Annotated in this window: 24 protein-coding genes; 5 read left to right on the top strand and 19 right to left on the bottom strand. The window is 38.2% G+C overall.

The window, feature by feature from the left end; all coding sequences use genetic code 11:
• Window positions 1-11: 11 nt before the first annotated feature.
• The 3 genes from APB85_RS04030 to mutY all read right to left on the bottom strand — a co-directional run bounded on the left by APB85_RS04030 (window position 12) and on the right by mutY (window position 2992).
• Complete coding sequence (locus tag APB85_RS04030) at window positions 12-1340, bottom strand: gliding motility-associated protein GldE (protein WP_057482825.1); 1329 nt, start codon at window positions 1338-1340, stop codon at window positions 12-14.
• 21 nt (window positions 1341-1361) lie between these two features.
• Window positions 1362-1832 (bottom strand): single-stranded DNA-binding protein, encoded by a 471-nt coding sequence (locus tag APB85_RS04035; protein WP_057482824.1) that lies wholly within the window; start codon window positions 1830-1832, stop codon window positions 1362-1364.
• Between the two features lie 104 nt (window positions 1833-1936).
• A complete protein-coding gene (mutY, locus tag APB85_RS04040) occupies window positions 1937-2992 on the bottom strand; it encodes an A/G-specific adenine glycosylase (RefSeq protein ID WP_057482823.1) in 1056 nt (351 codons plus the stop codon).
• Window positions 2993-3118: 126 nt separating this feature from the next.
• Here mutY and APB85_RS04045 point away from each other — a divergent pair, with 126 nt between their 5' ends.
• The 3 genes from APB85_RS04045 to APB85_RS04055 all read left to right on the top strand — a co-directional run bounded on the left by APB85_RS04045 (window position 3119) and on the right by APB85_RS04055 (window position 5888).
• Window positions 3119-3427, top strand: a complete 309-nt coding sequence (locus tag APB85_RS04045) for an HU family DNA-binding protein (RefSeq protein ID WP_255351554.1) — start codon at window positions 3119-3121, stop codon at window positions 3425-3427.
• 307 nt (window positions 3428-3734) lie between these two features.
• Window positions 3735-5273 (top strand): Rne/Rng family ribonuclease, encoded by a 1539-nt coding sequence (locus tag APB85_RS04050; RefSeq protein WP_057482822.1) that lies wholly within the window; start codon window positions 3735-3737, stop codon window positions 5271-5273.
• Between the two features lie 189 nt (window positions 5274-5462).
• Window positions 5463-5888, top strand: coding sequence for a regulatory protein RecX (locus tag APB85_RS04055; RefSeq protein ID WP_057482997.1), 426 nt, complete (start codon window positions 5463-5465; stop codon window positions 5886-5888).
• Window positions 5889-6082: 194 nt separating this feature from the next.
• On the opposite strand, the gene APB85_RS04060 is transcribed toward APB85_RS04055, so the two are convergent.
• The 9 genes from APB85_RS04060 to APB85_RS04100 form a co-directional block, all read right to left on the bottom strand.
• Window positions 6083-6964 (bottom strand): cupin-like domain-containing protein, encoded by an 882-nt coding sequence (locus APB85_RS04060; RefSeq protein WP_057482821.1) that lies wholly within the window; start codon window positions 6962-6964, stop codon window positions 6083-6085.
• Window positions 6961-7830: a cupin-like domain-containing protein gene (locus APB85_RS04065; RefSeq protein WP_057482820.1), complete on the bottom strand. Its 870-nt coding sequence runs from the start codon at window positions 7828-7830 to the stop codon at window positions 6961-6963. Before APB85_RS04065 ends, APB85_RS04060 begins: the two co-directional genes overlap by 4 nt.
• Before the next feature lie 13 nt (window positions 7831-7843).
• Window positions 7844-8935: a biotin synthase BioB gene (gene bioB / locus APB85_RS04070; protein ID WP_057482819.1), complete on the bottom strand. Its 1092-nt coding sequence runs from the start codon at window positions 8933-8935 to the stop codon at window positions 7844-7846.
• Between the two features lie 87 nt (window positions 8936-9022).
• Window positions 9023-10180, bottom strand: a complete 1158-nt coding sequence (locus APB85_RS04075; RefSeq protein WP_057482996.1) for a beta-ketoacyl synthase N-terminal-like domain-containing protein — start codon at window positions 10178-10180, stop codon at window positions 9023-9025.
• A 186-nt stretch (window positions 10181-10366) separates the two neighbouring features.
• The gene (locus APB85_RS04080) at window positions 10367-10951 is read right to left on the bottom strand and encodes an SET domain-containing protein (protein WP_057482818.1); all 585 of its coding nucleotides are present in this window, start codon (window positions 10949-10951) and stop codon (window positions 10367-10369) included.
• Between the two features lie 67 nt (window positions 10952-11018).
• Entirely contained in the window at window positions 11019-12284 is a 1266-nt protein-coding gene (gene bioA / locus APB85_RS04085) for an adenosylmethionine--8-amino-7-oxononanoate transaminase (protein ID WP_057482995.1), read from the bottom strand.
• A 117-nt stretch (window positions 12285-12401) separates the two neighbouring features.
• A complete protein-coding gene (gene bioD / locus APB85_RS04090) occupies window positions 12402-13019 on the bottom strand; it encodes a dethiobiotin synthase (protein WP_057482817.1) in 618 nt (205 codons plus the stop codon).
• A gap of 23 nt (window positions 13020-13042) precedes the next feature.
• Entirely contained in the window at window positions 13043-13453 is a 411-nt protein-coding gene (locus APB85_RS04095) for a putative signal transducing protein (protein WP_057482816.1), read from the bottom strand.
• A 92-nt stretch (window positions 13454-13545) separates the two neighbouring features.
• On the bottom strand, window positions 13546-14694 hold the full coding sequence (locus APB85_RS04100) for an aminotransferase class I/II-fold pyridoxal phosphate-dependent enzyme (RefSeq protein WP_057482815.1): 1149 nt from the start codon (window positions 14692-14694) through the stop codon (window positions 13546-13548).
• A gap of 33 nt (window positions 14695-14727) precedes the next feature.
• Between APB85_RS04100 and APB85_RS17620 the strand changes: the two genes are divergently transcribed.
• A complete protein-coding gene (locus tag APB85_RS17620) occupies window positions 14728-14889 on the top strand; it encodes an MgtC/SapB family protein (RefSeq protein WP_308430016.1) in 162 nt (53 codons plus the stop codon).
• On the top strand, window positions 14873-15175 hold the full coding sequence (locus APB85_RS04105) for an MgtC/SapB family protein (RefSeq protein WP_308430017.1): 303 nt from the start codon (window positions 14873-14875) through the stop codon (window positions 15173-15175). The genes APB85_RS17620 and APB85_RS04105 overlap by 17 nt, the downstream gene beginning before the upstream one ends.
• A 1-nt stretch (window position 15176) precedes the next feature.
• Here the strand turns inward: APB85_RS04105 and mnhG are convergent, their stop codons facing one another.
• The 7 genes from mnhG to APB85_RS04140 form a co-directional block, all read right to left on the bottom strand.
• Complete coding sequence (mnhG, locus tag APB85_RS04110) at window positions 15177-15581, bottom strand: monovalent cation/H(+) antiporter subunit G (protein WP_057482814.1); 405 nt, start codon at window positions 15579-15581, stop codon at window positions 15177-15179.
• Window positions 15578-15853, bottom strand: a complete 276-nt coding sequence (locus APB85_RS04115) for a cation:proton antiporter (protein ID WP_057482813.1) — start codon at window positions 15851-15853, stop codon at window positions 15578-15580. The genes mnhG and APB85_RS04115 overlap by 4 nt, the downstream gene beginning before the upstream one ends.
• The gene (locus tag APB85_RS04120) at window positions 15850-16326 is read right to left on the bottom strand and encodes a Na+/H+ antiporter subunit E (protein WP_057482812.1); all 477 of its coding nucleotides are present in this window, start codon (window positions 16324-16326) and stop codon (window positions 15850-15852) included. The genes APB85_RS04115 and APB85_RS04120 overlap by 4 nt, the downstream gene beginning before the upstream one ends.
• Window positions 16326-17846: a proton-conducting transporter transmembrane domain-containing protein gene (locus APB85_RS04125; RefSeq protein ID WP_057482811.1), complete on the bottom strand. Its 1521-nt coding sequence runs from the start codon at window positions 17844-17846 to the stop codon at window positions 16326-16328. The genes APB85_RS04120 and APB85_RS04125 overlap by 1 nt, the downstream gene beginning before the upstream one ends.
• Window positions 17843-18196, bottom strand: a complete 354-nt coding sequence (locus APB85_RS04130; protein WP_057482810.1) for a Na+/H+ antiporter subunit C — start codon at window positions 18194-18196, stop codon at window positions 17843-17845. Before APB85_RS04130 ends, APB85_RS04125 begins: the two co-directional genes overlap by 4 nt.
• 3 nt (window positions 18197-18199) lie before the next feature.
• On the bottom strand, window positions 18200-18610 hold the full coding sequence (locus tag APB85_RS04135) for a Na+/H+ antiporter subunit B (protein ID WP_057482809.1): 411 nt from the start codon (window positions 18608-18610) through the stop codon (window positions 18200-18202).
• Between the two features lie 106 nt (window positions 18611-18716).
• Complete coding sequence (locus tag APB85_RS04140; RefSeq protein ID WP_057482808.1) at window positions 18717-21026, bottom strand: putative monovalent cation/H+ antiporter subunit A; 2310 nt, start codon at window positions 21024-21026, stop codon at window positions 18717-18719.
• Window positions 21027-21192: the final 166 nt, after the last annotated feature.

Consider the following 21192-nt stretch of genomic DNA (forward strand, 5'->3'; position numbering starts at 1 on the left):
CAAAAAACCTTCTACACTTCAACCGGAGAGATATTTAGTTTTATCTGTTTAAGACGTTTATTATCCAAAACCTCTACCGTAAAACTATAATTCAAGAAATAGATCACATCGTTTCTCCTGGGAAATCCTCCTGAAATTTCTAAAAGAAATCCAGCAAGAGTATCAGCTTCCCCCTTTCTTTCTTCAAAGGCTTGAGGATCTTCAATTTTCACTATTTTATAAAAATCTTTTAACGGAGTTTTCCCTTCAAAAACATAAGTATTTTCATCTAATTTGGAGTACACCAAATCTTCATCGTCGAACTCATCGCTAATATCTCCTACAATTTCTTCAATAATATCTTCCAAAGAGATCAATCCGCTGGTACCGCCATATTCGTCTACCACAATTGCCAGGTGATTCTTTTTAGTCTTAAAATCATTCAATAAATCGTCCAGCTTTTTATTTTCGGGAACAAAATAAGGCTCCCTAAGCAAGCTCGTCCAGTCAAAATCTTTTTCGTCAAGAAATGGCAGCAAATCTTTAACGTATAAAATACCAATTACATTGTCTATATTTTCCCGATAAACCGGGATCCTGGAGTAACCTCTATCTATAATTTCAGGAATAATTTCTTTGTACGTCTGGCTTTCATTTAAAGCAAAAATATCCATCCTGGGGCGCATTACCTGTTTGGTATCGGTATTCCCAAAAGAAACAATGCCCTGCAATATCTTTTGCTCTTCCTGGGTGGTATCTTCCTCACTGGTAAGCTCTAAAGCCTGCGACAAATGATCTATACTTATAAATGACCGCTGCTTCCCAAGACGATTGTGCATAAATATAGTTACCGCACGCATTGGGCCACTTAACGGAGTAAAAATAGTATCGAGAAAATTTAAGGGGCGCGCCATAAAATTGGAAAATAGCACATTGTTTCTACTGGCGTAAACTTTCGGTAAAATTTCACCAAAAAGTAGAATTATAAATGTCACTATACCAACTTCAATAAGAAATTTAAAGTTGATGCCGTAGAATACCGTATTCATTCCGCCAAAAAGTTCATCGGCGAGATTATCAAATAGTAGCACTATGGCTATATTGATAAAATTATTGGCCACAAGAATGGTAGCCAGCAACTTTTTAGGTTTATCTAAGAGATCTACCACAATTTGTTGCGCCTTGCTACGCTTCCCGTCTTCAGCAATTACATCGGCGGGTGTTAACGAAAAGAATGCTACTTCAGCCCCAGAAATTAAGGCTGAACAAAGTAAAAGCAGCAATAAAACTAAATAGCTAAATAGCTGCGTAAAATCAAAAGCGGCCCAAAACAAAAATAAACTGGGAGGTTCTGAATCCAAATGATGGAGTTTTAATTAAACTTAGAAAGGCAAATCGTCTTCCTCTTCTTCTTTTGCCATAGATTGATTGGCAAAATTATCATTTTTAGGCGTGTTTTGTTGACTTTGAGCAGGGGAATTTTGCTGCTGCATATTTCCACCACCTTCATTCTCTCCTTTTGGAGTTAAAAAGGTAAACTCTGTACACTGTATTTCGGTGGTGTAACGATCATTTCCCTGGTCGTCCTGCCATTTTCGGGTTTTAATTCTACCCTCAATATAAACCTTATCACCTTTTTTAAGGTATTTCTCGCAAACCTCAGCAGCTTTATTACGCACCACTATATTATGCCACTCGGTATTGGTAACGCGCTCGTTGGTTGTACGGTTAGTATAAGTTTCGTTGGTAGCCAGCGGAAAACGCCCAATTGCGCCACCGCCTTCAAAATAATGCATTTTCACGTCGTCTCCCGTATGCCCAATCAGCATTACTTTGTTTAATGTACCTGTCATCTTAATTAAATTATTTTTAGCCTAAAATGGCTGTTTATTTACACCCTAAAATACTGAAAAATTTATTGCTAAGTAAAGCTAAATTCCATAAAACTTTAAACAAATTATAAGGAATAGGTTTCCAGCGCAGTTTCCTCAAGGAAATTAGCAATTAAAACCGGTACAGGGTAATCTTTCACATTCTTTACAGGAATTCCCTCTTCTCCCACGCTCTCAGCTTTCACCCACCAAAAATGCGTATAAATATGCTGATGCGAAAGCTTATGTACCACGGGTTTTTTATTATGAAGCTGCAGCGATAATTCCTGGACTCCAAGAATTTCGTTTATTTTTTCTTCGGAAGGAAAAGCGCCTTCGCTCACCGGTTTTTCGGTTTCAATTAATGGGAACTCATATAATCCGTTCCAAATTCCCTTTCCCGTTCTTTGCTGAAGCAGGGTTTTATTTTCTTGAGAATAAACCACTAAATAATTAAAGTAGCGTTTTATCACTTTAGTTTTCTTCAGTTTAACCGGCAGGTCTTTAATCTTATTCTTCTGTAAAGCCAAACAACCTGAACTTAAAGGACAAGTTTCACAAAGCGGATTTCGAGGTTTGCACTGAAGCGCACCAAATTCCATTAAAGCCTGATTAAAACTGGGAGGATCCTTTTCATCCAACAATTCTGAAGCAAGAGCCTTGAATTCCTTGATGCCGGCTGTTGAATTTATTGGAGTTTCTATATCAAAAAACCGAGATAGAACCCGATAAACATTCCCATCTACTACCGCAACGGGCTCATTATAACAAATAGAAGCAATGGCGGCAGCGGTATAATCGCCAACCCCTTTTAGTTCTTTGAGTTCTTTATAAGAACCCGGGAAAACGCCATTGAGCTCTTCAGCTACGTATTTAGCGCTCTCATGAAGATTTCTGGCGCGAGAATAATAACCCAAACCCTGCCATAGTTTAAGCACTTTTTCCTGCGGCGCTGCAGCAAGATCAAAAACACTGGGAAATGCAGATATAAAACGCTGATAATAGGGCAAACCCTGCTCTATTCTAGTTTGCTGAAGCATAATTTCACTCAACCAAATATGATATGGGTCGCTGGTTTTGCGCCAGGGCAATTCGCGTTTATTTTTTAAATACCAATCAATCAATACTTTAGAGAAAACCATACACAAAATAGACTTGGTGCAATATTAAAAGTTTATTCCGTTATTATTTAATGAATTAGGCTTGAAATATTGTAGATTTAATTCTTATATTTGCGCCCTTGAAAAATATAGAAATCCCAATTTATAATATTAAATAGTACGAAAATGACGAAAGCAGATATTGTAGCAAACATTTCAGAAAAATTAGGAATGGAAAAAGGTGATGTCCAGGCTACTATTGAAACCTTCATGGATGAGGTTAAAACTTCATTAGAAAGTGGAGATAACGTATATTTAAGAGGATTTGGAAGCTTTGTTGTAAAAACAAGAGCCGAAAAAACCGGAAGAAATATCTCTAAAAACACAACTATTAAAATCCCTGCACACAACATTCCGGCTTTTAAACCAGCCAAAATATTTGTTGAAGGGGTAAAAACTAACGTAGAAGTTAAGTAATTCGAAACCCTAATAAGTTTCACAGAAAATAATTTATTAATTAAAAAGGAACACTATGCCAAGTGGTAAAAAAAGAAAAAGACATAAGGTAGCTACGCACAAGCGTAAAAAAAGAAACAGAGCTAACCGCCACAAGAAAAAGTAGTTTTCATACTACTTTTTTTGTTTAAAACGTTCATTGAAATTGAAACCCAGCTTATTACCTAACAAGTTTAGGGTTTCTTCAGGATTAAAAACCCTGTGATAAAATAATGTTTAATCCATCTGTAACTGCCTAGGCAGCTATAGATATAAATCGAAATAGAGTGTGGACAAAGAATTAATTATCAGGTCCGGAACCTCTGCTGTAGATTTTGCCTTACAAAAAGATGGAAAACTTATTGAACTCAACAAAGAAGAAGACAGCAACAAATTTAATGTTGGTGATATTTTTATTGCCAAGATTAGAAAAGCTGTACCTGGGTTAAATGCTGCATTTGTAAATGTTGGCTACGAGAAAGATGGTTTTTTACACTATCACGATCTCGGCCCCCAGGTATCTTCCATGCTTAAGTTCATAAAACGTGTAAGCACAGGTAAATTAAAAGATTATTCCTTAAAGAATTTTACATTCGAAAAGGATATTGACAAAGACGGCGTAATTACCGATGTCTTAAAGTCAAATCAGTCGCTACTGGTTCAGGTTGTTAAAGAACCTATTTCTACCAAAGGCCCCAGGATAAGTTCAGAGCTTTCTATTGCGGGTCGTTATATAGTACTGGTACCTTTTTCTAATCGTATTTCAGTTTCACAAAAAATTGAAAGTAAAGAAGAAAAGGACCGGTTAAAAAGATTGGTAAAAAGCATTAAGCCCAAAGGTTTTGGGATTATTGTTAGAACCGTAGCCGAAGGCAAAAAAGTAGCAGAGCTGGACAAAGACCTTCAAAATTTGATGGGTCGCTGGACAGGAATGTGCAAGAAGATGTATAAGCCGCATCACCCCTCTAAAGTACTAGGAGAATTAAACAGGGCTTCTTCCCTGCTAAGAGACATCTTTAATGACTCTTTTACTTCTATTATTGTAGACGACGAGACGCTTTATACACAAATTAAAGACTATGTGGGCGAGATCGCCCCGAGTAAAGAATCGATTGTTAAATTATATCAATCTAATGTTCCAATTTTTGAAAAACACGGTATCGAAAGACAAATAAAAACTTCATTTGGGCGCACCGTCTCTATGAGTAAAGGCGCCTACCTGGTAATAGAACATACCGAAGCTATGCACGTTATAGACGTAAATAGCGGTAATCGTTCTAACAAATCAAGAAACCAGGAAGATACTGCGTTAGAGGTGAACATGATTAGCGCCACAGAAATAGCCCGGCAATTAAGATTGCGAGATATGGGTGGCATAATCGTAGTAGACTTCATAGACATGGGCAAGGCTGAAAACCGCAAGACCCTGTTTGATCACCTTAGGAACGAAATGAGTGACGACCGTGCAAAACATAAGATTTTGCCACCGAGTAAATTCGGGTTGATACAAATTACAAGACAACGCGTAAGGCCGGAAATGAATATTAAAACCCGTGAGGACAATCCTAACGGCGATGGTGAAATTGAAGCACCAATACTTTTAATAAACAAAATGAAAACCGACCTGGAAAAACTTATAAAGAAAGATCATAAAAAGATCACTTTGAGTGCGCATCCATTTATTGCAGCCTTTTTAACAAAAGGCTTTCCATCTCCCCGCTCGCAATGGTTTTTAGACCATAAGCGATGGGTGAAAATTTTACCTAGAGACGCTTACACGTACATGGAATATCATTTTCACGATAAAGAAGGAAATGAAATCCTTTAAATACTAAAACGCCTTTCGTTAAATCGGAAGGCGTTTTTTTATGTCTAAATTTGAAAGTTCTCCGGTATAAAATTTAAACTTCTCAACTTAAAAAGATTAATTTTGAACTTTAAATTCTGAATTCTCCAATTTTAACTCTTGAAAGAACCCCAGGAATCTTATACCGTTAAAGAAGCAACCATCAAACTGATGCAGTTCTGCGCTTACCGTGATCGTTCTCACAAAGAAGTTGAAGAAAAACTAGGTAAAATGAATATGATCCCTGCTGCGCAGGAACAGATCATCATTCAGCTGATGCAGGAAGACTTTTTAAATGAAGAACGTTTTGCAAGAAGTTTTGTAAGAGGAAAGTTTAGAATAAAAAAATGGGGAAAAATAAAGATCAAGCAGGAATTGAAATTCAGGGAAATTTCTGCCCCAATAATAAAAAGCGCCCTTACCGAAATAGACCAGCAAAGATATATCGCCACATTATACGAACTGGCAGAGAAGAAACTAAAGCTTTTAAAAGAACCCGATAAATTTAAAAAGAAGCGCAAATTGGCCGATTTCCTGCTTCGCAAAGGTTATGAAAGTAATTTGGTTTACGAAGCAACAAACGAGCTCTTAGAGTGATTATTAGAAGCCTACAAACTGTTCGAACTTATCATCCGAAGCGAAGGAATGAACGCGGGTATCCTTTGTGGGAAGAGTGAAGAGTTAATAAGAATTAGTGAATTCGTAGCTACGATACACGCAACCAAAAATATATTCTACATTAAAAATGAGATTTCCACCTTGCTTAAAACTGGAAATAAACTCTAATTCACTTAAACCTTATTCTTCTTATGCGTACGTTCAATTGCCTGTTCGTTTTTATAATCTATCCACTTTTGCCCTTTTAGTTTACGCATATAGTTATCAAAATTACGCATCACCAACAAATTATAAACGGCTTTAGAAAAATTGGTAAGCGTTCTTGGAGTTGCTCTTAGACTCATAGAAAAACCTGGAGTTAGATAGGTCATTTGGTGCCAGTATCCTTCAGGCATATACAATGCCTCACCATGTTTCAATTCAGTCACATAACCTTTCGCTTTTTTTAGAACCGGGAATTTTTTAAAATCGGGGTTATTGAAATCTATGTCTTCACGAGAAATTAGAGCGTGAGGGACTTTATATAAATATTTGCCTTCTGAAGGCGGATAAATTATACAGCGTTTTTTTCCGTGGAAATGAAAATGAAGGATATTCGCAAAATCAATATCGTAATGCATAAAGACTTTAGAATTCTCCCCGCCAAAAAATAAAGTAGGCAACTGCTTTATAAACCTAAGCCCGAGATCTGGAAAGCGAAAATCCTTCTGTAAAACAGGCACTTCTTTTAATAAATGATAAAGGAAAATACGGTAATTTGTAGGTTTTGATTTTAGCAGATCTATATAATCTGCCATCTTCATCTTTGTATGTGGCTCGTTGAATTTTTGCTCAGACGTTATTGGACGATCGTCATAAAGCGGCACTACCTTTTCTCCCGCAACCTCGCTAATATAATCTAAATCCCATTTTTGTGTAGCCGGCCACTCGTCTATTAAATGCTCAATAACCACAGGTTTTTGGGGCCGCACATAATTTTCTAAAAAATCTTTCTTAGAAATAGTCTTAAGCCTCGATATGGGTTCTAAATGTAAGCTTTCTTCTTTCTCCATCATTCAATTCCAGCACTTCTGTGCGTATTTTCAATCGCTTTTCTATTCTTGTAATCTATCCAATCCTGGCCCTTAATCTTACGCATTAAATTATCGTAATTTCGGGTAATAATCAAATTTTTGAGTACCTCGGCAATGCGCCCCGGTTTTTGCGGCAAAGACCTCAATGTCATTGATAAGCTCGCAGTCTCATACTTTATAAAATGCCACCATTTACTGGGAATATATAAAGCCTCCCCGTGCTTTAGTGTAGTTTCAAAGCCTTTTGCTTTGGCCAGTGCAGGATATTTCTCAAAATCGGGATTATCCATATTTATTATCTCCATACTTACTATGGAATGCGGCACATGATACAAAAATTTAGTTTCTGAAGGCGGATAAAGAATCACCCTTTTTTCGCCTACAAAATTGAAATGAAAATTATTAGCAAGATCCATATCATAATGCATCACCACGCTACTACCCTCTCCCCCAACAAATAAAACCGGTAACTTTTTAAAGAATTTCACACCAAGATCTGGATACTTAAAATCATCTATTAACTCCGGACAATTTTGCAGTAGGTTAAAGAAAAACATCCTAAGATCTGTAGGTCCTTTTTCAAGAATATCTATGTATTCCCGCATAGGAATTTTCTTTGCCGGGCCGTGAGAACTCTGCCTGCCTTTTGCCGGTTTCCCATCGTAAAGCGGTACTACAACATCCCCCGCTTTTTCCCTGAAATAATCAAAATCCCATTTTTTGGTGGCTGGCCAGTCGGCAGAAAGTTCTTCAAAAACAACCGGTTTTTCGGGAATAAAATAATCTTTCAAAAAATCTTCTTTTGAAAGCGTTTTAACCCGCGGTATGTCTTGCAGATTCAATTTCAAATTGAATTCTTTTTTACGCCTTGGCTTTTGACTTTTGTTGCGCCTCTAAATTACGCTCTATCTTATGCCCGGGTCTTGACCATTTTGGTTTCTCACCCAAATTCTGATATTGAGATTCTTCCGCTGAAACACTTTTAGGCTGTTCTTTTTTCTCAAATGCCTTTTGAGGATTCAACCCTAAAGACCTAAACAATTCCATATCCTCATTTACATCAGGATTTGGAGTTGTAAGTAGTTTATCTCCGGCAAAGATCGAGTTTGCACCAGCAAAGAAACACATCGCCTGCCCTTCCCTACTCATTTGAGTTCTTCCGGCAGAAAGTCTCACCTGGGTTTCAGGCATTACAATTCTTGCAGTAGCGACCATTCTTACCATTTCCCAGATAGAAACCGGCTCCTGCTCTTCCATCGGCGTTCCTTCAACAGGAACCAAAGCATTAATTGGTACAGATTCCGGCTGCGGACTTAATGTAGAAAGGGCTACAAGCATTCCTGCTCTGTCATCTACACTTTCTCCCATCCCTATAATTCCGCCGCTACAAACCGTAACATTGGTTTTTCTCACGTTACCGATGGTATCCAGTCTATCCTGGTAACCGCGGGTAGAAATTACTTCTTTATAATATTCTTCTGATGAATCTAAATTATGGTTGTAAGCATACAAACCGGCTTCAGCAAGTCGCTGCGCCTGGTTTTCAGTAATCATTCCCAGTGTACAGCAAACCTCCATATCCAGTTTATTAATGGTTCTTACCATTTCCAAAACCGAATCGAACTCTTTACCGTCCTTTACGTTTCTCCAGGCTGCACCCATACACACCCGCGAACTTCCCGACTCTTTAGCACGTAGGGCCTGGGCTTTTACCTGGTTCACGCTCATAAGATCGTTTCCTTCAACATCGGTATGATATCTTGCTGCCTGTGGGCAATACCCACAATCTTCCGGGCAACCGCCGGTTTTTATAGAAAGTAAAGTTGAAACCTGAACGGTGTTAGGATCGTGATTTTTCCTATGCACAGTGGCCGCTTCGTAAAGCAACTCCATTAAAGGTTTATTATATATCTCGAGAATTTCTTCTTTTGTCCAGTTATGTCTTGTGGCCATAAAAAATAGATTTGAAATCAAAAATAAATAAAACTGCGCTTTAATAGGCCTTCCGCGAGGAAAGTTTTCAAAGCTTTCTTAATTATATCATTTTCGGCTTATTAATACAGAAACTGCGTTCCCACCGAAACCAACAGCGTTTACCAATATATTTTCCAATTTTGAAGGTGATTTACTGATTCCTGAAAAAGGCACCTCAATAAATTGCTGATGCTGAAGCATTAAAACCGCCAGTTCTAAATTAAGAATTCCTGAAGCTGCAAACGTATGTCCCAATTTCCATTTATTGCTGGTCAATGCTGGAGTATTTTCACCAAAAAGTGCCTTTATAGCATTTACTTCTGAAAGGTCTCCTTTTAAGGTTCCGGGCGCGTGCATTACTACCGCGTCAATTGCTGAAAGTTCTTTCTCTCCAATGGCCATATTCATGGCTTTCTGCAAAGATTCTCCATTGGCTGAAATCGAAACACTATGTTTTAGAGTTTCGGTCGCGTAGCCAAATCCTGTAATTTTAGCAATTGCTCTATCTGAATCTCCATTTTCAAGCGCCAATATTCCTGAAGCTTCTCCAAGAATCATTGAATTTCTCATTTTCTGCATATCCAAAGCGCGACAGGGAAAATCAAGATCTTCTGAAGCGTAGATCTTCATGGCTTTCATTTGGGCAATCGTAAATGGGGTTAACGCCGCTTCACTTCCACCGGCGAGGAATTTATCGGCAAAGCCGGCCTGCATCCAGGCAATTGCATTTATAACTGCGTGTAAACCGGTTGAGCAGGTTACACTATGAGAAAACTGCGGGCCCTCTGTTTGGAGATCTTGCGAAACCCAGGAAGAAATATTTCCTAAAGTGGTAGAAGGCGAAGCCTGTGTAGCGGCTTTCCCGGTTTCTACAAATTCTTTGTGGTATTTTTCAAATAACCCGGTAGCACCACGTGAGCTACCAATGTTGACCCCAATATTTTTCTCATTTTTCCAACCAGCCTCTTTAATTGCTTTTCTGGCTGAAAAAATGGCGAATAAAACCGAATCATCCAGTTTTCTATAATTGGTGTTTTCCTTGCGGAGTGCCTCTATAGCAGCCCGGGCTTCTATTGGCAAAAAAGCAGCAAAAGCTTCGGTTTCATCAAACTGATGTTTGGAAATAAAATGCTTCGGATTTTTATAGTTTTTCCATATTTCTGCCGGAGATTGTCCAAGCGCAGAAACAGAACCAAGTGAAGATATAAATACCGGTGATTTCAAAAGCGAATAATTTTTCCGCAAAAATACGGTCTGCTGAATCAATCGCTAAATATTTCAATAAAAAAGAAATGAAGATAATGAATCAGAAATCCTGCAAGGTTTGAACAACCTTGTAGGTATATTATTATTTTTCAAACCTACGAGGTATAAAAAAACCTCGCAGGAAGGATAGTGGGATAAACAAGCTTACCGCTGGTAATAAAGATTTAAAATGGAATCCATTTCTTTTTCGCCTAACAGGATCTTTTGCAATTCTAATTGAATTCCTTCAGAAACAAGATCAATAAGTGGTTGATAAACTTTTTCGAATTTCAGAATAGATTTCTGCAAAATACCATCCCATTCTTTATGATAATTTACCAAATCGTCGGGATAAACCTTAGTTCTGGAGGTGTTTTCCCGAAAAGGTTCAAAAACTTCATCGAGATTTAGATATCCGTAATCGTCGGTTAGCTCTTCGCCTACCTGAATATCTCTCACGGCGATTTCAAAACCGTATGCGGTAGAAAAGCAATTAGAATTAAAACTATGGTTTACATATTTTGCCAAATCCCAACAAAGCACCAAATCGCCAAACCGATTTCGAAAAGCATATTTTTCGAGCATTTGCGCACTTTTAGGATGAAGTTTTTCTACCTGGGAAGTATAAAAAACGTGATCTAAATCATCCTGAACCCATGTAATAGTTCCCTCGGGAATAAATTTGGTAGCCACAACACCATATCCCACCTTCTCGTTAATAAAGCGCAACTCGGTATCTGGATGCATCATAATCGCAAAATTTTAATTCTAATGTAAACAATTAAAGCTTTGCTTTTAAGTCACTTATAAGTTATGCCTAAAATTTATTCAGAAGGTCTTCAATCACCTGGTAGACCTTATCAAGTTCTACCTGCGAAATTGTAAAAGGCGCCAAAATATAAATGGTATTACCAAGCGGTCTTAGAAACACTCCATTATCCATAAAATGCTTAAAAAGCTGGTTTCTAAGATTGCCATATCGCTCCATTTTCACATTTAGATCAAACGCATAGATCACGCCTAGCTGCCGGCGATTGGCAACTTTTGGATGATCCTTTATCTTTTCATCAAAAGCCTGGTGAGATTTAATAACCGATTTGATTTGTTGTTGAATTTCTTCGGAAATCAATAATTCTACTCCTGCAATGGCCGCAGTACAAGCGGGTGGATTTGCAGAATACGTATGCCCGTGAAATAATCCTTTAGAAATATCATCGGCATAAAAAGCATCATAGATTTTTTGCGAACAGGTAGTTAGCCCCATTGGCAACAAGCCTGCGGTTAAGGCTTTAGACAGGCACATCACATCTGGTTTGGTTTCCAGGTAATCTGAAGCAAAATATTTCCCGGTTTTTCCAAAGCCGGTCATTACTTCATCGGCCACGCAAACAATGTCGTGCTCTTTGCAGACTTTCAAAATTTCATTCAAGCCTGCAGCGTCGTGCATTTTCATTGCAGCAGCGCCCTGCACTAAAGGCTCGTATATAAATCCTGCAATATTGTTTCCTGAAATTAGTTCTTTCAACCCCGAAATCACTTCTTCATTATTATCTCCTAATGGAACCGGGATTCGTAAAACTTCAATAAAGTGCTCTTCAAAAGCGCCATTGTAAACCGAAAGTCCGGAAACTGACATCGCTCCAAAAGTATCGCCGTGAAAACCTTCTTCAAAAGCCAACATCACATTGCGATTATTGCCCTGGTTGTGGTGATACTGTAAGGCCATCTTTATTCCAATCTCGGTGGCCGTGGAACCATTGTCGTTAAAAAATAATTTCTGCTGATTTTCCGGTAAGATCTTTATTAGCTCTTCAGAAAGTTTTACCGCCGGTTCGTGGGTAAATCCGCTAAACACAACCTGATCCAGATTTTGCATTTGAGCTGCAACTTTGCCGGTGATATATTCGTTGCAGTGACCATATATGGCCGTGTACCAGGAAGCGATTCCATCTATATATTCGCTGCCATCTTCAGCGTAAAGAATACTGCCTTTTGCTTTTACAATAGGCAAAGCTTCCGGGGAAATTTTATGCTGGGTTAAAGGGTGCCAAAGGTGTTTTTGATCTCGGATAACTAAGTTCAAGCCCCTCCCCTCGGTCCCCTCCCCAAAAGGGAGGGGAAGGGAATCTTTATTTTTTTTAAAATCTGACATGTTATAATAGTAAAACCTCACAGATTTTAGAAACCTATGAGGTTTAATTTATTTCAATTTTTCTCTAAATAGTTCAGCGTATTCTTTGATCACATTTTGATCAAAATAAGGTTCCTGTTCTATTCTTCCAAGAACCGCTACCCCACCCATTTTTTTAATAATCGATTCGGTAGATTTATTTTCTTCTCCAGAAAAAATCATTCCGAAGCAATTCAATCCACGGGATTTTAAAGCTTCTATAGTTAATAAAGTATGATTGATACTTCCAAGATAATGACGGGAAACCAGGATAATACGATCCTCCGGTTTCATTAAATCGGCGATGGTTTCTTTATCGCTAATAGGAACTAATAAACCACCGGCGCCTTCAATAACCAAACTATTTTCGGTCTTTGGACGTTTTATTTTTTTTGAAGTAATCTTTACTTCATCAATTTCAGCCGCTGCATGCGGACTCATGGGTGTTTTTAGCGCAAAACTATTTTTATGAAAAACAGTTTTATCGTTAGAAATTAGTCTTTCTACTTTATGGCTATCAGAATTATCAAGATCGCCGGCCTGGATAGGTTTCCAGTAATCTGCTTCTAAAGCTTCGGTTAGGATTGCTGAAGCTACTGTTTTTCCAACTTCGGTACCAATACCCGTAACAAAATAGATTTGTTTCATTGTTTAAAAATCTTTTAACCCATTCATTTTAGTGTAAATTTCTCTTCACAATTTTCGCAATGATAATCATACTTGTAATGAATTGGTAGAGCGAAGGTGAGAAATGAAAACAAAAAAGCAAAGAAAGAACGCACATCTTTAATATGCGTGTAAACTTTTACGCGACTGCTTTCACAATGGGGACAAACCACTCTATTTCCTTCATCGTCCAGGGAATAATTATTGATCTCACTTAAAACCGCCCGGGCTCGCTCCTCATCGTCAGTATATACGTTTAGTTTTATACCGCCAATCGCCTGGCTTACTAAAGGATCTGTATCGATTAGAACCTGATCTGCAAGAAATACCTCTATACCTTCAGATTGTAACTTCCCTTTTACAATTTGTGCTTCAGAAGAATACTGAAACCTGGCTATGTTTACAAAAGTGTTCATATGTTTATATATTTTATCTAAACCGGAAATTAACCCGTGGCTTATACCTAATGCTGTTACAGCCAATTTTTGGGTCTAGCATCACGCCGGTTTCATGCCAGTAATTTAGCCAGTATTTTTAAAACCCTGCTTATGTCTTCTTCAGAATTAAAAGAATGCAGGCAAAATCTCAACCTTTCCCGGCCTTCGGGCACGGTTGGCGAAAGTATTGGCTTTACTTCAAAGCCTTTTTTTTTGAGACTTTCAGCTATATTCTTTACTTGTTCGTTCCCCGGAATTATACAACTTTGAATAGCAGAATTACTATCCAGGAAATTTGCTATTAGATTATTTTGAGATACCTGGCTTCTAAAAAACTGAATATTATTTTTTAATTGCTGAATTAGCGAAATTCCCTTTTCAAACTCCTGGTAAACCGCTAAAATAGTCGCAACCGAATGGGGCGGCAGCGCGGTAGTATAGATAAAACTTCTCGAAAAATTAACCAGGTAATCTTTCAAGCTTTTGCTTCCTAAAATTACTGCGCCGTGGCATCCAGGTCCCTTTCCAAAAGTATTCAACCGGGCGAAAACTTTATCCTGGATTTCCAATTCCTGCACTAAACCCTCACCTTTATCGCTAAAAATACCAGTAGCATGGGCTTCATCCACAATTAAAAAAGCACCAAATGCTTCTGAAATTTTAGCGAAGTCTTCTAAAGGAGCCATATCACCATCCATGGAAAAAACAGATTCGGTTACGACATAAATTTCGAAATCTTCGCTCCTTTCGATTTTGGAAAGTTTATTCTGAAGGCTTTCGGGACTATTATGATCAAATTTATAAGCTTTGGCGTGACTCATGCCAATGCCATCTCTTATGGAAGCGTGCACCAATTCATCGTAAAAAATAAGATCACCTCTTTTTGGGACCGAAGCAAAAAAACCCATATTAGCATCGTAACCCGAATTGTAAATTAAGGCTGCTTCAATTTGATGAAATTCTGCAAGGTAATTTTCGGTTAGATCATATAGAATATGATTTCCGGAAAGCAGCCTGGAACCGGTAGCTCCATTTTGCAAAAGTTCATTTTCCTTTAAAATTTCATGTGCCTTATTGTAGATATTTTCCGAAGAAGCTAATCCCAGATAATCATTAGAAGAAAAATCTATAAGCGAAGAAGATCTTTTCAAACTTCGGAAAGCCTTCTCCTTCTTTCTATTTTCTAAACTTTTCGCTAATTTTAGGGGTAACTTTTGCATAGTACAAAAGTAAGCATTCACCGAAATAATCTTATGGATTGGACATTATTTGCCTTAAGAGTTGGCCTTGCCACTGCTGCCGGTTTAATTATAGGCCTGGAACGGGAAATTCAAGGCAAGGAGGCAGGTCTTAAAACAAATGCCCTGGTTTCCCCTTGGAGCCGCGATCTTTATTTTAATGTCATTAGAATTTGAAGGTGATAAATACGTAGATATTACCCGTGTTTTAGGTCAGATCGTAGTTGGAATTGGATTTATTGGAGCAGGAACCATACTGGAAAAAGAAAGAAAAGTAAAGGGACTCACTACAGCGGCTACGATATGGTGCAGTGCAGGAACAGGTTGCCTGGCGGGATTTGGAATGTATACAGAATTAGCAATAGTGAGCGGGATCATCCTTACCATCAACCTTATCTTTGGATATATAGAGCACAAAATGAAGAAAAAGGCAAAAAAAGAGGATGAAAAAAATTTAGATTAGACTATTTGTCTTCCATTTTCGAATGATCTACATTATCTTCTGGAGTATCATCGATCTCGCTTTTTAATATATAGGAATTCTTTTGGTATTTACCTCGTAGATCGTCCATTATAGAACCTTCCCACAACCTAACCCCCATAAAATAAGAAGCTCTTCCAATTATATGCGCACTTACCGGTGCAGTTAAGAAAACAAAAAGAATAATCACCAGAGACCTGGAGGTAGCAGAGAGATCATTAAAAAAAACGGCAGTCCCTACCAGAATTAAACCTACTCCTAAAGTTGCGGCCTTTGTATTTACTGAAATTCGCATATACGTATCGGGCATTCTTACCAGTCCGATTGCTGAAAGCAAAACGAATAAGGTTCCCAAAGTGACTAAAATTACAATTATTACTGAACTCATTTTTTTCTATTTCGTTTTTCAAGGTAATAGGAAAAGGCCACCGTACTTAAAAAAGCAATTAAGGCAAGGATCATGGCAGTATCCAGGAAGGTAGACCTTCCGTGTATAATACTGTACACCCCAATAATTCCAATCCCCGTGGTTATTAAAACATCCAGGGCAATAATCTTATCGGCAATACTGGGACCTTTTATAAACCGGTAAACTATAAGAAGTACCGAAAAGGCCAGTATGGGCAGAATTACATAATATAAATAATCGGTTAGCGTCATCTCAATATTTCCAAAATACGTTTTTCAAATCCGTTTTTTATTCCCTTTATAAACTCCTCCCTATTGGTTATATACATACTATGTACATAAAGCACCTTTTTATCGTTTGAAACATCAAGGCTTAATGTACCCGGTGTAAGCGAGATCATATTCGCAAGGAACGTTATGCCCAGGTTACTTTGCACGGTAAGTGGCACTTTTACAATACCCGGTTTCATTCTAAAATTTGGGGTAATTACTTCATAAGCTACCTGCAAGTTCGCTTTAAACAGCTCCCAAAGGAAATAGAAAAAGAAAGCGATTAATTTAGGAAGTAGGGTAAAGTAACGGGCATCGCTGTTTCCACGAGTAATAACCCATAAAATGAAGAAATTCACAACAAAACCAAACACGTAATTCTGGAAGCCAAAATCTCCTGTAAGGGCCACCCATACAAAGGTGAGTAATAAGTTGGATACAAACCTGCTCTTCATTATTCGGATATTTGTGTGTTAAGTACCGCGTCTATATACTGCTGGTTATTCATTAATTCTGATGAAATTCTTGTCGATAATGTTTGAATATGTTCTGCTCCAAAACCTACATATAAGGTCACCAGACTTAAGAAAACAATAGGCACTACTATCTGAATTCTCTTAATATTTTTAATCTTATGATAATACCTAAATTTGGGTCTAACCGGTATTTCCTGTGCATCTTTCCAAAAAACTTCAGCCCAAAGCTTCGCGATTACTACCAAGGTAATAAAACTTGCAAAAATAATAGCGGCCAAACTCCAATAACTTCCGGTCTCAAAACTCGCGGTAATCAATGATATCTTAGGCCAAAAACCTGACAAAGGCGGGATCCCAACCAGGGAAAACAAAGGGATAAACATCAACAAACTCAATTTAGGATAATTAGCATAGAAACCACCCAAAGCACGCATACTATTAGAACCCTTTATGCGATATATAAGTCCACTGATCATGAATAAATTGGTCTTTACAAGGATATCGTGAACCAGGTAAAAAATTGCACCCGCAATAGCTACTTCGGTGAACATTCCCAATCCACTAATCATATATCCAATATGACAAATAATCAAATATGAAAATACCTTCCTAATATTATTTTGAACCAGAGCTCCCAGAGCACCACTAAAAAGGGTAAAAATAGCAAGCACCAATAGAATTTGATCGAGGAAAGCATCTCCCACAAAGATTAGGGTAAAAACCCTAATTAAAGCATACACTCCAACTTTAGTAAGTAAACCACCAAAAATTGCTGATACAGCCGAAGGTGGTGTATGGTATGAAGCCGGTAACCAAAAGTATAACGGGAAAACCGCCGATTTAATTCCGAAGCCAATTAAAAATAGAATAGCGGTTATCTCCACCAGGGCCCTATTTTCAACAGCTGCTACTTTATTGGCCAGGTCGGCCATATTTAGGCTTCCGGTTAAACCATAAAGCACCGCAATTGCGGTTAAAAAGATCATGGATGCGAGGAAATTCAGCGTAAAATATTTTACAGCTCCTTCCAGCTGCGCTTTTTCGCCCCCAATGGTGATTAATACGAAAGAACTAATAATAATAATTTCAAACCAAACATAGAGGTTAAAGATATCTCCTGTTAGAAATGCCCCGGTTAAACCTAAGAGCAGGAAGTGAAAAATGGGGAAATACCCGAACCTTAAACGATCTCCAATTACAGAACCCGAGGAAAATATTGAAACTGCCAGCCCTGCAATAGAAGTTAGCAAAACCATGGTAATCGCGAAAGTATCGGCGATAAAAGTTATCCCGAATGGAGCCTCCCAACTACCCGCCTGCACGGTTTGAGTTCCATTATTCCAGATATAAGCAAATACACCAATACTTACCGCAAGGTGAACAAGACTTCCCAGCATGCTAATTATTCGCTGCGTATTGATTTTCTTCCAGAAAAACATTAGCAGGATAGCCAATAATAATTGCAGCAGTAAAGGATATAATATTAATTGTTGTGTCATGAATCTTCGTCTGTTGCGTTCATTTCGTCCAGATCATCGGTTTTAACCACCTTATGCGCTCTTTTTACAAGAATAATAGCAAAAGATTGTAAACCGAAACTAATTACGATAGCGGTTAATATTAGTGCCTGCGGAACAGGATCTGCATAAGCTTCTAAAAACACCTTTGATTCTTCAGGGATAATTGGTGGCGCTCCTTCGGTAATTCTTCCAAGGAGAAAAATGAGGAGGTTAGCACCATTACCTAAAAGAATAATTCCAATAATAAGCTTTACCAAACTCCTCCGCAGCATCATATAAATACCCGCGGCATATAGAATCCCAATAATTATCGCTATAAGAACTTCCATATATTAAGCTGATTCTGAAATTGTAAATATTATTGTTAGCGTAACGCCAATCACTACAAGGTAGACCCCAATATCAAAGAATAAGGCCGATCCTATGCTGCTTAGTACCGGAACATGATAAGGTAACCAAAGCCCCGTCATAAATGCCTGGCCTAAAATCACCGGAGCCATCCCGCTAAAAAAAGCAAGCGCCAAACCAACCGGCATTAAAAATCCAGGGTGAAATCGTAATAAGCCTTTTGTGTTATCCAGTCCGTTGGCAAAGGCGTGCAGCACAAAAGCGATTGCAGCGATCAATCCGCCTACAAAACCACCGCCGGGCAAATAGTGCCCCCGCAATAGTATAAAAATGGAGAACACCAACAATACCGGCAAGAGGTAATTAGAAGCTGTTCTTAATATTAAAGTACTCATCTATATAAATTTTATTAAAACCGTAAAATAGGTTTTTAAAGTTCTTTTTTTACTCGATAATCGAGATTCAATACTACAAGGCTTATCTTGAAATTAAAAATATAGTTTACTGTGACCTATCGGTACTTTTCAATCTTAATTTCAACAAACCAAAAACACCTATTGCCGCAATAGACAGCACTGAAATTTCCATAAAGGTATCTATACCCCTAAAGTCTACAAGAATTACGTTTACAACGTTCTTCCCGTGAGCTAAGATATAGGCATTTTTAGCATAAAAATCTCCCAGTTCGGTATTAGTGGGTTCGGCTAAAACCTGTAAGGCAAGCAAACAAACCACCGTACCTAAAGCTGCTGACAAAATTCCATCTCTAACCCTCATTTTATAATCTGAAAGAGTTAAATATTTAGGTAATCTATAAAGGACCAATACAAATAATATTACAGTTAGCGTATCAATTGAAAACTGAGTCATCGCTAAATCTGGCGCGCTATAAAAGACAAAAATCAAACAAATTGCGAGCCCAACAACTCCCATCGCTGCCACCGCAGCAAGCCTGGATTTTGTAAATACGGTATAGAAAACCCCGGCTATTAAAATTATCGCCACTACTAACTCGTAAGCGGTAACCTGGGATAATTGAGTATGATCTATTACCACCCTGGAACTGCCAAACATAATATAGCTTACCAAAACCACCAGGAATAAAACAATTGTGGTTATATAATTTCTTAAATAACCATTTTGAAAAACATTTGTCCAGAATGCTGAAAACACGTTAAAATAATGCGTCCCTTTTTCCAGAATGCTTTTTGGAGAAATAAACTCTAATTTTCCAATTCGATTTTCAAGTTTGGCTGAAGGCTTAACGAAGAAATACAGCAAGGTTCCTACCGCGATAGTGATTCCGCTTAATAATAATACCGTATTGAAACCGTGCCATAGCGCCAGGTGATATTCTGAAGCATCAGCGCCTAATGCTGAAACAACAGGCTTCACCAGGGCCGATTCTATTAGCATAGGGAAAATTCCGAAAAGAACTCCTAACACAGCAAGAATAATTGCCGGCGCCCACATTAAAAAGTCAGGAGCTTTTACGTCTTTATGAGCTTCAGGGAGTTTTCCTGTAAAAGGTTTTATTCCGGCTACAAAACCGGCCCAAAGCAATAATATTTTAGTTAAAACAATAGCGATCACAATAACTATCGTTAACGTTTCAGCGTGCATACTGGCTTCGTAGGTAAGTTCTTTTCCGAGGAAACCAATAGTGGGCGGAATACCCGCACTGGAGATGGCTGCCAAAATACCGGCGATCGCAACCGGCATCATAATTTTTCGAAGTCCCGCTAATTTTGTGACATCGCGAGTACCTGCCTGATGATCTATAATCCCGGTTACCAGGAATAAAGTAGCTTTATATAATGCGTGAACGATTATAAAAACCGAGGCGGCAAGGAAAGCATATTTAGTTCCCAGGCCAATAAGAAATACTAAAATACCTAAAGCTGAAATGGTAGAATAGGCAAGTATACCTTTAAGATCTGTTCTAAAAAGTGCGTGTACTGCTGAATAAACCATGGTGATTCCACCAACGATTATTAAAGTGGTATTCCAAAATTCCTGGTCTCCCAGTACAGGCGTAAAACGCATAAGCAGGTAAATACCAGCCTTCACCATCGTTGCCGAGTGTAAATAAGTGGAAACCGGCGTTGGTGCTTTCATTGCTCCCGGCAACCAGAAATGAAAAGGAAATTGTGCCGATTTGGTAAATGCAGCAACAAAAATAAAGACTACCGCCAGTATATAATATTCGCTTCCGGCAATGGCATCTTTCATACTTAGCATTTCAGAAATGCTGTAAGTGCCGCTAATACTACCCAGTAACAAAGCTCCTGCTAAAAGCGAAAATCCACCAAAACCGGTGATTCCCAATGCTGTTAAAGCTGACTTTCGAGAAGCCGGATTTGTATTATTAAACCCGATTAAGAAGAATGAACTTATACTGGTTAATTCCCAAAAAACGAAAAGTGAAATAAGATTGTCTGAAAGTACCAGCCCGAGCATTGCCGCCATAAATAAGCTCAGGTATCCGTAGAAACGGTCAAGATATTTATGTCCTTTAAGGTATGATGCTGTATAGGCGAAAACCAGGAAACCAATCCCGGTGATCATTAATGAAAAAAGAAGGGAGAGACCATCCAGTTTAAAACTAAGGTCAACTCCAAATGCCGGAACCCATTGGTAGGTTTTACTAATTATTTCTCCCGAACTTATTTGCGGAATAAAACTCGCAAAATAAGCAAAAAGTCCCGCGGGAATAAGCGCTGAAAGAATCGCCAATTTCCCCCTGAAGAACTTTCCGGTAAAAACCAGAAATATTGCGAATAAAAAACCTAAAAGTATTGCTGCTAGCATATATTTTCTCTCAAAAAGTCCGTTCCCCGCAAATATAAGAGTTATTATTTAAGTTTTGCAGCCTAATCCTTACTTAAGCACCAGAAGGTTCCCGATTTAAAAGCTTCCTATTTTTAAGCATTTTAAAAAGCCTGTTTCTTAGCAAATTTCTTAAAATGCTGAAATT

The organism is Salegentibacter mishustinae, from assembly GCF_002900095.1.
Taxonomy (GTDB): Bacteria; Bacteroidota; Bacteroidia; order Flavobacteriales; family Flavobacteriaceae; genus Salegentibacter; species Salegentibacter mishustinae.

Excerpts from the sequence above, each read along its gene's own strand:
- APB85_RS04115 (WP_057482813.1), bottom strand. The coding sequence starts at position 15,853 with ATGACGCTAACCGATTATTTATATTATGTAATTCTGCCCATACTGGCC.
- APB85_RS04095 (WP_057482816.1), bottom strand. The coding sequence starts at position 13,453 with ATGAACACTTTTGTAAACATAGCCAGGTTTCAGTATTCTTCTGAAGCA.
- APB85_RS04055 (WP_057482997.1), top strand. The coding sequence starts at position 5,463 with ATGCAGTTCTGCGCTTACCGTGATCGTTCTCACAAAGAAGTTGAAGAA.
- APB85_RS04140 (WP_057482808.1), bottom strand. The coding sequence starts at position 21,026 with ATGCTAGCAGCAATACTTTTAGGTTTTTTATTCGCAATATTTCTGGTT.
- mnhG (WP_057482814.1), bottom strand. The coding sequence starts at position 15,581 with ATGAGTTCAGTAATAATTGTAATTTTAGTCACTTTGGGAACCTTATTC.
- APB85_RS04100 (WP_057482815.1), bottom strand. The coding sequence starts at position 14,694 with ATGCAAAAGTTACCCCTAAAATTAGCGAAAAGTTTAGAAAATAGAAAG.
- bioB (WP_057482819.1), bottom strand. The coding sequence starts at position 8,935 with ATGGCCACAAGACATAACTGGACAAAAGAAGAAATTCTCGAGATATAT.
- mutY (WP_057482823.1), bottom strand. The coding sequence starts at position 2,992 with ATGGTTTTCTCTAAAGTATTGATTGATTGGTATTTAAAAAATAAACGC.
- APB85_RS04125 (WP_057482811.1), bottom strand. The coding sequence starts at position 17,846 with ATGACACAACAATTAATATTATATCCTTTACTGCTGCAATTATTATTG.
- APB85_RS04105 (WP_308430017.1), top strand. The coding sequence starts at position 14,873 with ATGTCATTAGAATTTGAAGGTGATAAATACGTAGATATTACCCGTGTT.
- APB85_RS17620 (WP_308430016.1), top strand. The coding sequence starts at position 14,728 with ATGGATTGGACATTATTTGCCTTAAGAGTTGGCCTTGCCACTGCTGCC.
- bioD (WP_057482817.1), bottom strand. The coding sequence starts at position 13,019 with ATGAAACAAATCTATTTTGTTACGGGTATTGGTACCGAAGTTGGAAAA.
- APB85_RS04135 (WP_057482809.1), bottom strand. The coding sequence starts at position 18,610 with ATGAGTACTTTAATATTAAGAACAGCTTCTAATTACCTCTTGCCGGTA.
- APB85_RS04035 (WP_057482824.1), bottom strand. The coding sequence starts at position 1,832 with ATGACAGGTACATTAAACAAAGTAATGCTGATTGGGCATACGGGAGAC.
- APB85_RS04120 (WP_057482812.1), bottom strand. The coding sequence starts at position 16,326 with ATGAAGAGCAGGTTTGTATCCAACTTATTACTCACCTTTGTATGGGTG.
- APB85_RS04080 (WP_057482818.1), bottom strand. The coding sequence starts at position 10,951 with ATGATGCATCCAGATACCGAGTTGCGCTTTATTAACGAGAAGGTGGGA.
- APB85_RS04130 (WP_057482810.1), bottom strand. The coding sequence starts at position 18,196 with ATGGAAGTTCTTATAGCGATAATTATTGGGATTCTATATGCCGCGGGT.
- APB85_RS04060 (WP_057482821.1), bottom strand. The coding sequence starts at position 6,964 with ATGATGGAGAAAGAAGAAAGCTTACATTTAGAACCCATATCGAGGCTT.